The following is a 14,480-nucleotide window of genomic DNA, read 5'->3' as shown; positions in this document are numbered from 1 at the left end:
AGTGGTTCCGGGTTTGGAACAAACGGCATTCAGCCTAGCACGACGCCAGCGCCTTTTCCTGCTTGATGCGCTCCTTGAGCGTGCCGGAAACATCCGGATAGCGCTTGCCGATCTCGCTGAAGGTGGCGCAGGCCACGTCGTTCTGCTTGAGGCCGACCAGCGACACGCCGAGCTTCAGCAGCATGTCGGGCGCCTTCTTGGCCTTCGGATAATCCTTGCTGGCGGCCAGGAAGACCTCCGCCGCGTCGCGGTATTTCTGCTGGCCGAGCAGGGATTCTCCCAGCCAGTAATGCGCATCCGGCGCCTTGGCGTCCTTGGGGAAGCGGGAAATGTGGTCGCGAAAACCCTGCTCGGCGGTGGGATAATCGCCCGACAGGATGAACTGGTAGGAGTTGCGGTAGAGCTCGTCCGGATCATTGGTCGAGGGCAGCGAAGCCATGACCGTGCCGCCGGACTTGCCCTTGCCGCTCTTGGTGCTTGTCTCGGCCGAAGGCGCGTTTGCCGTGGCTGCGGGAGCTTGCGCCTGCGCACCCGCCTGCGGATCGGATTCGGCGTTGACGACATTGCCGTTCTTGTCGACCGTGATGGTGCCGAAGGTCTTCGGCGGCGCGCCGGTGATCACCTTGCCCGGATCGCCGGTCTGCGACTCGACGATAACCTCGCCGACGCTCTTGCCGCTGCCGCTTTGCGCACCCGCATCGGCCGGAGCCTGCGTCGCCGGAGCTTCGGCGACGCCGGTGTCCGTACTGGAGTCGCCGGTACCCGCATCACCCAGATTCGTGTTGCCATTGCCGGTGTTGCCATCCTGCGGCGCGGCCTCGGACTTCTTCTGGCCCGTTGGCTTCGCCCCTTGCGAGCCGCCTTCGAGCTGCTGGAAGCGGAACTCGTTGTCTTCCTGCTGCTTGCGCATCTGCTCCTGCATTTGCAGGATCTGGAAATTGAGCTCCTCGATCTTGCCGTTCATCTGGCGCAGCTGATCTTCCAGGCCGGTCATGCCGGTGCCGTCCTGCTGCGCCATCTGAGCCTGCTCGGCCTTCTTCTTGTCGCCGAAGATGCCGAGCGTCGGCAGATGGAAGGTGAACCCGCTGTCGGAGGATTGCCCGCTGTCCGCCGGGGCGGCGACGGCTGCGATGCTTGATACGAGCAGCAGCGCAAGCGTGCCGCTCAGGACCGTTCTGAAATGCATTCTATCTCTCGCCGTGAAATCTGTTGGCCTGATGCGCCTTTCCAAATCGGAATGGGAGGAAGCGCCCTCGCGCTCTTAGCAGGACGCGAGACTTCGGCCAAATTTTGTTTCAGGCTGTCGCATATGAAAAAGGCGGCCCTGAGGCCGCCTTTCGTTCCGCGATGTTGTATTTTTGCCGCCCGGTGGGGCGTCAGGATCCGGCGCCCGAGAGGGTGGTGACGGCGCGGCGGTTCTGCGACCAGCACGAGATGTCGTCGCAGACGGCGACCGGGCGTTCCTTGCCGTAGGAAATCGTCTTCAGGCGGTTGGCGGCGACGCCCTTGGAAACCAGGAAGTCGCGGGTGGCGGCGGCGCGGCGGGCGCCCAGCGCCAGATTATATTCGCGCGTGCCGCGCTCGTCGGCATGGCCTTCGATGACGATGGCATACTGCCTGTACTGGCTGAGCCACTGCGCCTGGCGCCCCAGCGTGGTCTGCGCGTCGGCGCGGATCGACGAGGAGTCGGTGTCGAAGAAGATGCGGTCGCCGATGTTGACGGTGAAATCCTGAGCGGAGCCCGGCGTAGCGGCGCCGGCGCCGTTGAGGCCGAGATCGGCCGCGCTGTTCGGCGTCTTCTTCGAGGCGCAACCGGTGATGGCAAGCGCTGCCACCAGCGCGATCATCGCCGGATTTCTGGTAAGTGCTGCGATACGGCCCATGCCGCCTCTCCTTCGCATTCGAGTGATTTCGTTGATCACCCAGTAACCACGTTTGGGTTAACCGGCATTCAAGAAACACGGTTAATATTTGGTTTCAGGCCGCCGTCCTCGGCCATTTTTGGCAGGGGCCACGATGCGAGCGAACCGTAGGCGGAAATTTGACCAAAACGCGACCACGACGTGAAAAAGCGGGATTTCCCCGCTTCTTCAGTTCTTCAATTCCCCAGTTCTTCAATTCCAGTTCAGTCCCTACTCCAGCAACGGCGACCAAGCCGGGTCCGACGCAAAATTCGACGTCGGGATCTGCTGCTCGTTGCGGCCGGTGAGGTCGACCGAAACCAGCTTCGGCCCGCCGGCCGAGTCGCGGAAGAACATCAGCACGCGGCCGTTCGGCGCCCAGGTCGGGCCCTCCTGCTGGAAGCCGGAGGACAGGATGCGCTCGCCCGAACCGTCGGTCTTCATGACGCCGATCTGGAACTCGCCGCCGGACTGCTTGGTGAAGGCGATGAGGTCGCCGCGCGGCGACCATACCGGCGTGGAATAGACGCCGTCGCCGAACGAGATGCGGTGCGGGTTGGAACCGTCTGCGCCCATGACATAGATCTGCGAACGGCCGCTGCCGCCGCCGCGGTCGGAGGTGAAGACGATCTGCGAGCCGTCCGGCGAATAGGACGGCGAGGTGTCGATGGCGACCGAATTGGTGAGCCGCGTGGTCGTGCGGCTTCTCAGATCCATCGCGAAGATGTTGGAGTTGCCGTCGTCGCGCAGCAGGCTCATGATCACCTTCTGGCCGTCAGGCGAGAAGCGCGGCGCGAACGTCATGCCGGGGAAGTTGCCGACCAGCTCGCGCTGCCCGGTCTCGATCTGCAGCAGGTAGACCTTCGGCTGCCCGCTCTCATAGGACATGTAGGTGATTTCCTGCCGGTTCGGCGAGAAGCGCGGCGTCAGCACGATGGAGCGGCCGTCCGACAGATAGCGCACATTGGCGCCGTCCTGATCCATGATGGCGAGGCGCTTCTTGCGCGCGTTTTTGGCGCCGGATTCGTCGACGAAGACGACGCGCGTGTCGAAATAGCCCTTCTCGCCGGTCAGCCGCTCATAGATCGCGTCGGCGATGATATGGGCGACCCGCCTGGTGTTGGCGTCATTGGCGAAGAACTGCTCGCCGGCCATCTGCTGGCCGGCGAAAGTGTCCCACAGCCGGTACTGGGCGCGGATGCGGCCATCGGCCTCCTTGCCGACGCTGCCGGTGACCAGCGCCTGCGCATTGATCACCTTCCAGTCGTCGAAGCGCGGCGTGGCGTCCGGGCCCGAGATCTTCTCGATGAAAGCGCTCTTGTCGATCGGCGCGAACAGGCCGGAGCGCTTCAGATCGGCGGTGACGATTTCCGTGATCTGCGCGCCAAGCGCGTCGTTGGACTGGAAATCCGTGATGGCGATCGGCAGCGGCTCGACATTGCCCTTGTTGACGTTGAGCTCGACGAGGGCCCAAGCCGGCAAGGTGGTGCTGGCCGTCATGCCCAACGCCATGGCTGCAATCGTCAGGAGCGGCTTGAGGAAGGATCTCATATTTTCTCGCTTCTTTTCTTTGATGGTTCAGACGCCGGGGCTAGAGGCCAAGCATCTCCCTTGGATCGAAGGTGACGCGGATGTCGTTCCAGATGTCCTGCTTGCCTGCGGGGACCTGCAGGCCGGCCACGTCGCATTTCTGAACAGCGCGCACGGCGCTTTCGTCGAACTGCCGGTTGCCGCTCGACTGCTCGACCGAGGGGCGACCGTCGAGCTTGCCGTCGGTGTCGAGATTGAACCGGACCACGACGACGAAGTTCTCCGAGCCTTCCAATCCGACAGGCAAGGTCCAGCAGCCGCCGAGCTGAGCCTCCAGGGCTCCCTGCTCCGACTTGGAGAGCTTCTGGCCCTGATCCTTGTCACCGCCGAGCGACGACTGCTGTGTCGAGCGCTTGGCGCCGCCGCCGGACGGCTTCTGCTTGTCGAGCAGGGCCGAAATCTCGTCGGCGTTGAACTGCTTCTCATCCGACTTCGGCTTCGAGGAGGCCTCCTTGACCGGCTTTTCCGCATCCTTGCGGTCCGGCGCCTTGGCGCTTTCGGCCTGGGCCGGCTGCGGCTTCGGCCGCGCCTCGGGTGCTGGAGCAGAGTCCGGAAGCTTGGCCTCCTCGGTCGGCTGTTCCTTGGCGATCGCCTCGGCGACAGCGTCCGGCTTCACCTCTTCCTTCTGGATGGCGGCGGTCGTGTCCTTTGGCGGCGCCGGCGTCGGCTCCTTGGCCGGTGTCGGCTTGGGATCGGTCTGCTTGACCGGCTCGGGCTTGACCTCTTCCTTCGGCGCAGGCGTCGGCGCCACTTCGGTCGCCGGCACCGGCTTCGGCTTTTCCTGCGGCTTCGGCACGTCCTCGACGGCCGGCTTTTCGGTCGGCGTCGGCGCCGGCGGCGGCGCGGAGGTCTTCTCGACCGGCTTCGGCTTGGCCTCGTCCGTCACCGGTTTCTCGGTGTCGACGGTATTCTCGCCGACCTTTTGGGCGTCGGGGACGACATCCGGCCGCTTGGTCGGCAGCGGCGCAGGCTTGTCATGCATGACCGCTTTCTTGTCGCCTTGCAGCGTCTGCGCGATCGCTTCCATCGGCACGATATCGACCGCCACCGACTCCACGTCGGAAGCCGGCATCGCCGGCGGCGAGGACAGCGTGAACAGCCCGAAGGCCAGCGCCACCGCATGCAAGATCACCGAAGAGGTGAGGCCGGTCCGCATTTCGCGTCCTACTGATCCTGTTCCTGCAACGAGACCAGGCCGATGTTCTTGTAGCCGGCCGCCGAAATGCGGGCCATGACCTTCATTGCCGTGCCATAGTCCGTCGACTTGTCGCCGCGGATGAAGATGCGCTCGTCGTAGCCGGTCTTCGAGATCGCCTGCAGCTTCGCCACCAGCTCCTCGATCGGAATCTCGGTTTCCTGCAGATAGATCTCGCCGGTCGCGTTGATCGACACGGTGATCGGCTGGGTGTCGACATTCATTGCCTTGGCCTGCGTGTCCGGCAGGTCGATCGGCACGCCGACGGTCAAGAGCGGCGCCGCGACCATGAAGATGATCAACAGCACCAGCATCACGTCGACCATCGGCGTGACGTTGATTTCCGACATCAGGCCATGATGACGGCCACGCCGCCTGTGGCCGCGTCCGCCTCGCCCTATGCCACCTGCGCTAGCAGCAGACATACCCATGATCGTACCTCAGGCCTTCTGCGCCACTTTTTCATCGATTTGGCGCGAGAGTATGGCGGAGAACTCGTCCGCGAACCCTTCCATGCGCACCGCGATCTTGTTCGCATCCGATGACAGCTTGTTGTAGGCGATGACCGCGGGAATGGCCGCGAGCAGGCCGATGGCCGTCGCCAGTAGCGCCTCGGCGATGCCGGGCGCCACGACCGACAGGCTGGTGTTCTTCGAGGCGGCAATCGCCTGGAAGGATGTCATGATGCCGATGACGGTGCCGAACAGGCCGATGAAGGGCGCGGCCGAACCCGTGGTGGCGAGGAAGCCGAGGCGTCCTTCCAGCCTTTCCATCTCGCGGGTCAGCGCCAGGTCCATCGCCTTGTCGATGCGCGTCTGCAGCGCCAGCGCCGATTTTGCGCCCTTTTCAAAACTCTTTTTCCATTCGCGCATGGCTGCAACGAAGATCGCGCCCATGCCGGTGGTCTTACGGTCTGACAGCGTGCGATAGAGGTCTTCGAGCGACTGCCCCGACCAGAACACCTGCTCGAAGCGGTTGAGCGCCAGCCGCATGCGGCTATAGGCGACGAGCTTGTCGATGATGATCGCCCAGGTCCAGATCGAGGCGCAGAGCAGGCCGATCATGACCAGCTTGACCACCCATCCGGCCTGCATGAACAGGGCCCATATCGACAAATGCGCGCCCGGGTCGGCGAGTGCGATGTTTTCCATGACTCAAGTCCTTAAGATTTTCCGGGCATCGCTGTCGGCTGGCCCATGGGCATCCCTCTGATCCGATCGCGCGAAGCTTGAAGCTTTGCGGGACAAGCCCCGAATGCACCGTTTCGCGGCCTTTTCGGGGCAAATATTGGTGAAAGGAAGGCGCACGAATTGCACCGATCTTCACCAATTCCTTCATGAACCGTTATGGTTAAGGATAGGTTAGGATATAAAGCGCGGCGCATTGCCGCGCCCGGCAGTCCGGCGCTACGCTTTGAGCGGGCCGGTTAACGGCTTCAGAAGTATGGCGATGCCATCGTTGGGATCAACTGCGACCCGTCGGTATAAAAGCCGCAACCCACTCCTTCGGAAAACGCCTCGGCCGGCCGTTCTCGCCAATGATCGCCGCCTCGACCTTCGCCTCCACCAGCACTTCGCCGCCGCGTTTCAATTGCTGCGCCATGAAGATGCGGGCGCCCGAAATGTCCTCGGTGCGCGTGTCGATGGTGAGGATGTCATCCATGCGGGCCGGCGAACGGAAATGGATCTCCATGCGTCTGACCACCCAGACGATGCGCTCGCCATGCTTGCCGTCCAAAAGCTCGGTGTGATGGACGCCGGCGAGCCTGAGATAATCGGAGCGCCCGCGCTCGAGGAATTCGAGATAACGCGCGTGATAGACGACGCCGGAAAAATCGGTGTCGGCATAATAGACGCGAGCCATGAGGCGGTGGCCGAACTCCGTCAGCACCCCGGAAAGCCCGGCGCCGAGCGCCGATTCACCATGATCGTCCATCGCGCTTTCCTTTTTGGGCCCGAACAGGCACCTGTTCGTTCGCGCGCCCTTCCCCGGATCTCCGGACGGTTCGGAGCGGCGCGCTCGGCGCGGGAACGGGATGGCACTGTTGGGCGCGATGATCAAGACCTTGATGGCGGCGCTGCTGGCGCTTGGCGCTCTCGTGCTGCCCGCCGAGGCGGCGACGTTCTCGATGAAGCGTGGCCTCAATCTCGACCAGTGGACGACCTGGACCGGCGAGGAGAAATGGAACGACCCGAACGCCATCCTGCCCTATCCGGAATGGCGCAAATTCCTGAAGGAGGATGACCTCAAGGCGCTTAAGGATGCCGGTTTCGATTTCCTGCGCATGCCGGTCGATCCCTCGCCCTTCCTGTCCGACGAGACCCTTGCACTGCGCGACGACCTCTATGCCAGCGTGCGGGACTCAGCGCGCCTGATCAACCGCGCCGGGCTGAAAGTGATCGTCGACCTGCATCTGATCCCGGCCGGCGGCAGCCGCAAGATCGGCATGAGCGAGGTGATGGACGATCCCGCCACCTTCGACGCCTATGTCGAGGTCGTGCGCAAGATGGCGCATACGCTCGCCGCCGAAGACCCGAGCCAGGTCGCCTTCGAGTTGATGAACGAGCCGATCGTCGATTGCGACGGGAACGGCACGAACCTGTGGCCGGACCGCCAGAAGAAATTGTTCGCGGCGGCGCGATCTTCCGCCACCAGGTTGACGCTCATCCTCACCGGCGGCTGCTATTCGAACGCGGCCTCGCTGGCGAAGGTCGATCCGAAGGCGATCCCAGACGACAACGTCATCTGGACCTTCCATTCCTATGATCCGTTCCTTCTGACGCATCAGGGCGCGACCTGGGCCGGCGACTTCATCCGCTACGTCACCGGCCTGCCCTATCCGCTGACCGCCGTGCCGCGCGCCCGGCTCGACGTGGCGCTGGAGACGATCCGCGACAGGATCGGGGCCGAGGCGCCATGGACGCGCCGCAGCGGCATGCTTGCCTATCTCGACGAGCAGGTCGCCGGCATGGACACGCCCGACAAGCTCATCGGCCAAATGGATGCGCCGTTCAAGACCGTCGAGGACTGGGCGACAGCCAACGGCATCAAGCCCGAAAACATCACGCTCGGCGAGTTCGGCATGATCCGCCAGGAATACGGCAATGCCTATGTGATGCCTGCCGAATACCGCGCCGCCTATGTCAAGGACATGATCGCGCGCGCCGAGACGCACGGCTTCTCCTGGTCGGTATGGGGTTATGGCGGCGCTTTCGGCATTGTCGATGCCTTCGACGGCGACAAGGCCGAGCCCAACGTGATGGACGCGATCAGGTCGCTTCACTGAGGTGGCTCAACCCAAGTCGATCTGCAGGATTTCCGGCCGCACACCGAAACGCACCGGCATGATGCTGAAGCCGAGCCCGCCCGACACGATCAGGTTGCGGTCGTTCTCGACGACATGGCCGTAGGCATAGCGGTTGCCGAAGTCGGACGGCACGACCGGCGAATAGCCGAACAGCCGCACCTGCCCGCCATGGGTGTGGCCGGACAGCGTCAGCGAAACCCGCCTGGGCACTTTCGGAAAGATATCCGGCTCATGCGCGAGCAGGACGATCGGGTCGCTATCTCGCACCTTGGCCAGCGTGCCATTGAGATCGTCCAAACCCTTGAAGCCGTGGCGGCCCAGGGCCTTGCTCGGCCGGATCGCCAGCTGGTCCGCAAGTCCGGCGATCCAGAAGCCATGCCCGCTTTTCTCCAGACGCACGACGTCGTTTTCCAGCACCGGGATGCCGACGCTCTCCAATGCCCGGCGCGCGACCGTCGGCCCGGCTCCGGCCACCTGAGCGGCATAATCGTGCCACCAGTCGTGATTGCCGAGGATCGAGAGCACGCCGAGCGGCGCTTTCAGTCCTGAAAGGGCGGACGCCCAATCCGGTGCGGATACGTCGGCCGTCACCAGGCGCATTCCGGCGACATAATCGCCAAGCAGCAGGATCAGGTCTGGCTGTAAGGCATTCGTCTGCTCAACCAGCGAGGCGATCCGCTCCGGCGTCATCCAGGGCCGGCAGGCATGGATGTCGGCCAGCGCCACGACGCGCAGCGTGAGTCCCGAGGGCCAGTGCGGCGGGGTCAAGGCATAGCGCTTCACATGGGTGAGCAGCATCGGCTCGATGCCGACCGCATAGGCACTGAGCGACACCATCGACAGGACCGAGCCGCCGATGAGGCGCAAAAAGCCACGTCTGGTGATCATCGGTCAGCCCAAGCCCTTGGGATCCATTAAGCGACCCTTGCCTTAAAGGCGGCAATTGTGCCTTCAGCTAGGCCAAGGCGAGCAGATTCTACGCAGACAAGCCGTTTTCTGCCCGACAGGCGGACAAATGTCCGTTACTCTTCCTGGAACAGGCTGATCTGCTGCTGGGCGAGGTCCTTCGGCGCTTCGAGGCCGAGGTGCCGCCAGGCATTGGCGGTCAGCACGCGGCCGCGCGGCGTGCGCTGGATGAAGCCCTGCTGGATGAGATAGGGCTCGATGATGTCCTCGATGGCGTCGCGCGGCTCGGAGAGCCCGGCCGCGATCGTCTCGATGCCGACCGGCCCGCCGCCGAAGTTGCGGGCGATCATCGAGAGATACCGGCGGTCGAGCGCGTCGAGCCCGAGCCCGTCGACTTCCAGCCTGGTCAGCGCCTCGTCGGCGATGCGCTTGTCGACATGGCCGTTCCCGGCGACGGAGGCGAAGTCGCGCACCCGGCGCAGCAGCCGGCCGGCGATGCGCGGCGTGCCGCGGGCACGGCGCGCGATCTCCAGCGCGCCGTCGTCGCCGAGCGGCATCGAGAGTATGCGGGCGCCGCGGCGCACGATCTGCTCCAGCTCCTCGACCGTGTAGAAATTGAGCCTGACCGGAATGCCGAAACGATCGCGCAACGGATTGGTCAAAAGCCCGAGCCGGGTCGTCGCGGCGACCAGCGTGAAGCGGGCGAGGTCGATCTTGACCGAGCGTGCCGCAGGCCCTTCGCCGATGATCAGGTCGAGCTGGAAATCCTCCATCGCCGGATAGAGGATTTCCTCGACCGCCGGATTGAGCCGGTGGATCTCGTCGATGAAGAGCACGTCGCGCTCTTCGAGATTGGTGAGAAGTGCGGCCAGATCGCCGGCCTTAGCGATGACGGGACCAGACGTCGAGCGGAAGTTGACGCCGAGTTCGCGCGCCATGATCTGCGCCAGCGTCGTCTTGCCAAGCCCCGGCGGGCCGACGAACAGCACATGGTCGAGCGCCTCGCCGCGGCTCTTGGCGGCATCGACGAAGACCTTGAGGTTGGCACGCGCCGCCGCCTGGCCGACGAATTCGTCGAGCGATTGCGGACGCAAGCTCTGGTCGGCATCCTCGCCGCGCTTGTCGGGGGCAATGAGGCGGGGCGAAAGGCTCATGCCGCCTTCCTTGCATACGGCAAGGATCGGGACAAGCGCTGCCTCACCGCGCCAGTTCCTTCAGGCCGAAGCGGATCAGCTTCGAGGCGTCGGCGCCCTCGCCGGCCGATTTCAGCGCCGCCGACACGGCATTGGCGGCGATGTCGCGCGAATAGCCAAGATTGACGAGCGCCGAGACCGCATCGGTGATCGGCGCTGCAGCCACGCCTTCGCCAAGCTCCTGCTTGAGGGCGATCGTGCCGTTGGCGGAGCCGGCATAGGCCGGCGCCTTGTTCTTCAATTCGGTCACGATGCGCTCGGCCACCTTCTTGCCGACGCCGGGGGCACGGGAGACCATGGCGATGTCGCGCAGCGCGATCGCATTGGCGAGGTCGGCCGGCGCCAGCGTCGACAGCACAGCCAGCGCCACCTTGGCGCCGACGCCTTGCACATTGTTCATCAGGAGACGGAACCACTCGCGCTCGAGCGCCGACTGGAAGCCATAGAGTCGGATCATGTCCTCGCGCACATAGGTCTCGATGAACAGCACCACCGCCTCGCCGGGCGACGGCAGGGAAGCCAGCGTGCGCGCCGAGCAATGGGCAACATAGCCGACGCCATGAACGTCCACGAGGCAGGAGTCCTCGTCGATCTCGTCCAGCGTGCCCTTGAGCTTGCCGATCATGTCCGAGAGCTTTCTTAGGGATGAGTGTCAGGTGCGATAAGCTCGACATCAGGAAAGTATTTTCTGAAGCCCGCCGGATCGCGCGTAAGGATGGGATAGCCCCGAATGACGGCATGGGCACCGATCAAAAAATCGGGCATGATCCTTTCTCGTGGCCCTCCTTGCCGGCGATAGATCAAGAATGCTCTCGACGCGGCGAAGGCCGCTTCGAACGGCAACCCTTCGCGTCGGTATTCATGCTCGGGCAACACGTCGTCGACTTCATCGATCGCGTCGTAGCGCATCGAAAATTCTGCGTAGATGATCTGATTGATGACCAAGCTGCCTTGCCTGCGCGCATTTTCTATCTTCGGCCGCGACCATTTCAGCCAGACAGGATCGCGAACGGCGATATCAATAAGCACATTGGTATCAACAAGTGTCGCCAAGATTAGCGATCTCGCGTCAAAGCCATGACGTCATCAGCATTCATCGTTTGGTCCCCGCTACCCTCCAGGCGGTCAAGCGCCGCGAGAAACCGATCGAGCCTTTCGCGATCTGCCTGCCGTCCCTTGTCGTGGCGGGGCGTGATCGTGATCTTGCCGCCTTCTATGCCGAAGATGACTTCGCTGTTCGCATCGATGCCGAACGTCTCCCGCAGGTCGCGCGGGATGGTCACCTGGCCCTTGCTGGTCACACGCATCGGATTTCTCCATTCTTACCGGTAAGAAATATTCCAACCGGAAGAACAAGTCAAGAACAAAGCTATCCAGCCGGCGCCGCCATCCGATAAGCGACGCTCTGGCGGTGATGCGCGTGGCAGATGGCGACGGCCAGCGCGTCGGCGGCATCGTCGGTTTCGAAAACCGCCTTCGGCATCAGCACCTTCACCATCATGTGGATCTGCTTCTTCTCGCCGTGGCCAACGCCGATCACCGCTTTCTTGACCGCGTTGGGGGCATATTCGGCGACCACCAGTCCGGCGCGCGCAGGCACCAGCATGGCGATGCCGCGCGCCTGGCCGAGCTTCAGCGTCGCCGTCGCGTCCTTGTTGACGAAGGTCTGTTCGACCGCCGCCTCGTGCGGCATGGCTTGATGCAGCACCTCGGCCAGCCCGTCATGCAACTGGCAGAGTCGCGTCGCCAGCGGCGCCTTGTCGTCGGAGCGCACGGTGCCGGAGGCGACGAAGCGCAGCGAGTTGCCGAGGCTCTCGAGGATGCCCCAGCCGGTGCGCCTCAGGCCCGGATCGATGCCGATGATGCGAATCGCTTCCCCCATGCGCCAAGTCTAACCTCGGCGTATGGCGATGCCAGCGAATTGTGAACAAACCAGAAACAAGCTTGGGCTAGCCGCGTGCAAACGCCGTGTTGAGAAGCGATATCTGGTCGGACACCGGGTTGGCGCGGAGGACGGCGGCCGGCGCGTCGTTCATCGCGCCGCCATAAATCTCCTCGTCCATGCGCCGCACAAGCGCCTGCAGGCGCAGCGACCGGCTCACCAGATCCAGAAAATCCTTCGGCAACTCGTTCCAGCCCAACGCCTCGTCATGCGCCGAAGCAGTGTCGAGCCGCACCTTGGATTTTTCAGAAGCGACCTGGTCGCGGGTCATTTCACCCGAATTCGCGGCCCGCTGCAGAAGCAGCCAGGACGCGACCTGCATCAGCCTTGTGGTCAGCCGCATCGATTCGGCCGCATAGAGTGTTGCAGCCGTGCGCGACAGCTTCTTGGCTTCGAGCCTGCCCTTGCCGTCGAGATATTCGGCCGCCTGTTCGACCAGGCCCATCCCCTCCTGGTAGAGCGGCTTGAAGGATTGGGAGAAAACCCGGCGTTCCGCGAGCTTTATGGTCTTCGCGCTGTCCTTCGAAGGCTCGGTCATCGATACGCCCCTGCACTGCCGCAAGCCGATTCGGCATCCTTGCCGATACGTCCTGCACCCTTAAACGACTGAGGCTTGAAAATGCGCTTCGATGCCCACGAAGGCAAGCGCATGTTTAACAAACGGTTAACGCCGGAGCGCACGCCGACGAGCCATCGGCGACAAAAAAAGAGCCGCGGATAAGGCGGCTCTCAGGAGTTTAACAGGGAGGCGTCAAACAAAGTGGCTCCAACCACTCGGTAAGAATCCAGCAAAACTGGATGCGCATAGTAAACGCCCGTAAAGCTTAATGAAGCCTTAACGCCGGGCGGAATTTTTAACCGAACGGACTTTCCTGTGCCGGAACGGGACACCGCCTCTTCCTGCCAGCCATCTCCTGCAACGCATATTGCGGTGTCGAAACAAGACGGTCGCCGCCGCGACATCGTTCGGAAACACGCCCCCCGCAAAACGCGCGCTCCTCTCGACGGCCGGCGCAAACCGGTGCCGCCCGCAAGACAAGAACGACATTTGGAGCACATCATGGACTGGTACTCGATCGTCAAATTCCTTCACGTCGTCTCGGCCATTTTGTGGGTCGGCGGCGGTTTCGTCCTGTTCCTGCTCGGCGTGCTTGCCGAGCGCGCCGGCAAGATCGAGGACAAGCTGCAGGCGATGCGCGCCAGCGGCCAACTCGGCGGCCGCTTCTTCGCGCCGATGTCCCTGCTCACCCTGATCTTCGGCCTCGTCATGTGCGGCTTCTGGGTCGGCTTTTCCGAGCTGTGGATCGTCATCGGCCTTGTCGGCTACGCCACGACCTTTTCGATCGGCATGCTCGTCTTCAAGCCGACCGGGGAGCGCATGGGCGCCATGGTCGCCAAGGAAGGCGTGACGCCGGCGGTTCTCGCCATCGGCCAGCGCATGATGAGCTGGGCGCGTTTCGACTACGCGGTGATGCTGGTGATCATTGCCGACATGGTGCTGAAGCCCGCTATGCACGACATCGGCATCCTCGCCGGCATGGCGCTGGTGATAGCGGTCGGCGCCGCACTCGCCCTTGGCGGCACCCGTCAGATGGTGCCGCGCACCGCCTGAGACCGCGATTGCAGGCGCGGCCGCCGAGCCGCCCCGCTATTACATGAGTCCCGCAAGACCGTCCCAGAGCAGCTTGACCGCCACCATGGCCACCGTCGCATAGGTGAACGGATAAAACACCTCCGGCCGCATGCGGCGCACCAGCCAGGCGCCGGCGATGGTGGAGAGCGGCGCCAGCGGCATCAGCGCAAAAGAGGCGGTGAGGTTGGTGCTGTCGAACTGGCCGAGTGCGAAATAGGGGATGAGCTTCAGCGCATTGGTGGCGGCGAAGAAGATCGCCGCCGTCCCCGACAGCACCTTTGGGTCGAGCCGGATCGGCAGCGCATAGACCTGGAAGGGCGGGCCGCCGACATGGGCGACGAAGCTGGTGAAGCCGGCGACCGTGCCCCAGAAGGCGGCCGCGATGCGGTTCGGCTCGGCCGCATGATCGGCGCCGTGGCGGAACTGCAGATAGATCCAGCGCAAGACGAAGATCAGCGCGACGGCGCCGACGATGAGCCGCACCATCTCCTCGGTCACCAGGGCCGCCGTCAGCCAGCCGAGGCCGATGCCGATGATGGCGCCCGGCATCATGTCGGTGAGCATCTTGCGGTCATAGATGCCCCACCATGTCCACACCGAAACGATGTCCATCAGGCAAAGGATCGGCAGCAGGATGGCCGCGGCCTGTACCGGCGGCATGGTCAGCGCCATCAGCGGCACGCCGACGAAACCCACGGCGCCGCCGAAGCCGCCCTTCGACAGGCCGACGAGGAGGACCGCCGGAATGGCGGCGGCATAGAACCAGGGATCGCTGAGCAGGCCTGACATGGTGAGAACGGCGGGGGATGAGAA

General features: G+C 63.8%; 17 protein-coding genes. 2 read left to right on the top strand and 15 right to left on the bottom strand.

Annotated elements, in window-relative coordinates; all coding sequences use genetic code 11:
• Positions 1-34 precede the first annotated feature (34 nt).
• The 7 genes from ybgF to ybgC form a co-directional block, all read right to left on the bottom strand.
• Positions 35-1,186: a tol-pal system protein YbgF gene (gene ybgF / locus EJ071_RS08350; protein ID WP_126097452.1), complete on the bottom strand. Its 1,152-nt coding sequence runs from the start codon at positions 1,184-1,186 to the stop codon at positions 35-37.
• Between the two features lie 190 nt (positions 1,187-1,376).
• Entirely contained in the window at positions 1,377-1,883 is a 507-nt protein-coding gene (pal, locus tag EJ071_RS08345) for a peptidoglycan-associated lipoprotein Pal (protein WP_126097451.1), read from the bottom strand.
• Positions 1,884-2,132: 249 nt separating this feature from the next.
• Positions 2,133-3,413 (bottom strand): Tol-Pal system beta propeller repeat protein TolB, encoded by a 1,281-nt coding sequence (tolB, locus tag EJ071_RS08340; RefSeq protein ID WP_245460314.1) that lies wholly within the window; start codon positions 3,411-3,413, stop codon positions 2,133-2,135.
• Between the two features lie 79 nt (positions 3,414-3,492).
• The gene (locus EJ071_RS08335) at positions 3,493-4,647 is read right to left on the bottom strand and encodes an energy transducer TonB (RefSeq protein ID WP_126097449.1); all 1,155 of its coding nucleotides are present in this window, start codon (positions 4,645-4,647) and stop codon (positions 3,493-3,495) included.
• Positions 4,648-4,655: 8 nt separating this feature from the next.
• The gene (gene tolR / locus EJ071_RS08330; protein ID WP_126097448.1) at positions 4,656-5,117 is read right to left on the bottom strand and encodes a protein TolR; all 462 of its coding nucleotides are present in this window, start codon (positions 5,115-5,117) and stop codon (positions 4,656-4,658) included.
• 9 nt (positions 5,118-5,126) lie between these two features.
• Positions 5,127-5,837: a protein TolQ gene (tolQ, locus tag EJ071_RS08325; RefSeq protein WP_126097447.1), complete on the bottom strand. Its 711-nt coding sequence runs from the start codon at positions 5,835-5,837 to the stop codon at positions 5,127-5,129.
• A 313-nt stretch (positions 5,838-6,150) separates the two neighbouring features.
• Entirely contained in the window at positions 6,151-6,621 is a 471-nt protein-coding gene (gene ybgC, locus EJ071_RS08320) for a tol-pal system-associated acyl-CoA thioesterase (protein WP_126097446.1), read from the bottom strand.
• 100 nt (positions 6,622-6,721) lie between these two features.
• On the opposite strand from ybgC, the gene EJ071_RS08315 reads away from it, so the two are divergent.
• On the top strand, positions 6,722-7,972 hold the full coding sequence (locus tag EJ071_RS08315) for a cellulase family glycosylhydrolase (RefSeq protein ID WP_126097445.1): 1,251 nt from the start codon (positions 6,722-6,724) through the stop codon (positions 7,970-7,972).
• Positions 7,973-7,978: 6 nt separating this feature from the next.
• On the opposite strand, the gene EJ071_RS08310 is transcribed toward EJ071_RS08315, so the two are convergent.
• The 7 genes from EJ071_RS08310 to EJ071_RS08280 form a co-directional block, all read right to left on the bottom strand.
• On the bottom strand, positions 7,979-8,881 hold the full coding sequence (locus EJ071_RS08310) for a metallophosphoesterase (protein WP_126097444.1): 903 nt from the start codon (positions 8,879-8,881) through the stop codon (positions 7,979-7,981).
• Between the two features lie 134 nt (positions 8,882-9,015).
• Complete coding sequence (gene ruvB / locus EJ071_RS08305) at positions 9,016-10,053, bottom strand: Holliday junction branch migration DNA helicase RuvB (protein ID WP_067002199.1); 1,038 nt, start codon at positions 10,051-10,053, stop codon at positions 9,016-9,018.
• 43 nt (positions 10,054-10,096) lie between these two features.
• Positions 10,097-10,717, bottom strand: coding sequence for a Holliday junction branch migration protein RuvA (ruvA, locus tag EJ071_RS08300; RefSeq protein WP_126097443.1), 621 nt, complete (start codon positions 10,715-10,717; stop codon positions 10,097-10,099).
• A gap of 14 nt (positions 10,718-10,731) precedes the next feature.
• Positions 10,732-11,145 (bottom strand): type II toxin-antitoxin system VapC family toxin, encoded by a 414-nt coding sequence (locus EJ071_RS08295; protein ID WP_126097442.1) that lies wholly within the window; start codon positions 11,143-11,145, stop codon positions 10,732-10,734.
• A 2-nt stretch (positions 11,146-11,147) separates the two neighbouring features.
• Positions 11,148-11,399: an AbrB/MazE/SpoVT family DNA-binding domain-containing protein gene (locus tag EJ071_RS08290; protein WP_126097441.1), complete on the bottom strand. Its 252-nt coding sequence runs from the start codon at positions 11,397-11,399 to the stop codon at positions 11,148-11,150.
• Positions 11,400-11,461: 62 nt separating this feature from the next.
• Entirely contained in the window at positions 11,462-11,974 is a 513-nt protein-coding gene (ruvC, locus tag EJ071_RS08285) for a crossover junction endodeoxyribonuclease RuvC (protein WP_126097440.1), read from the bottom strand.
• Between the two features lie 67 nt (positions 11,975-12,041).
• Complete coding sequence (locus tag EJ071_RS08280) at positions 12,042-12,572, bottom strand: DUF1465 family protein (RefSeq protein WP_126097439.1); 531 nt, start codon at positions 12,570-12,572, stop codon at positions 12,042-12,044.
• A 522-nt stretch (positions 12,573-13,094) separates the two neighbouring features.
• Between EJ071_RS08280 and EJ071_RS08275 the strand changes: the two genes are divergently transcribed.
• Positions 13,095-13,646 carry a DUF2269 family protein gene (locus tag EJ071_RS08275; protein WP_126097438.1) on the top strand — a complete coding sequence of 184 codons (552 nt, stop codon included), beginning with the start codon at positions 13,095-13,097 and terminating at the stop codon, positions 13,644-13,646.
• Between the two features lie 39 nt (positions 13,647-13,685).
• Here EJ071_RS08275 and EJ071_RS08270 read toward each other — a convergent pair whose 3' ends face one another.
• Positions 13,686-14,456 carry a sulfite exporter TauE/SafE family protein gene (locus EJ071_RS08270; protein ID WP_126097437.1) on the bottom strand — a complete coding sequence of 257 codons (771 nt, stop codon included), beginning with the start codon at positions 14,454-14,456 and terminating at the stop codon, positions 13,686-13,688.
• Positions 14,457-14,480 lie beyond the last annotated feature (24 nt).

It is taken from the genome of Mesorhizobium sp. M1B.F.Ca.ET.045.04.1.1, assembly GCF_003952465.1.
Lineage (GTDB): Bacteria > Pseudomonadota > Alphaproteobacteria > Rhizobiales > Rhizobiaceae > Mesorhizobium > Mesorhizobium shonense.
Note: the sequence above shows the minus strand (reverse complement) of the source record. Positions and strands in the feature narration are given on the sequence as shown.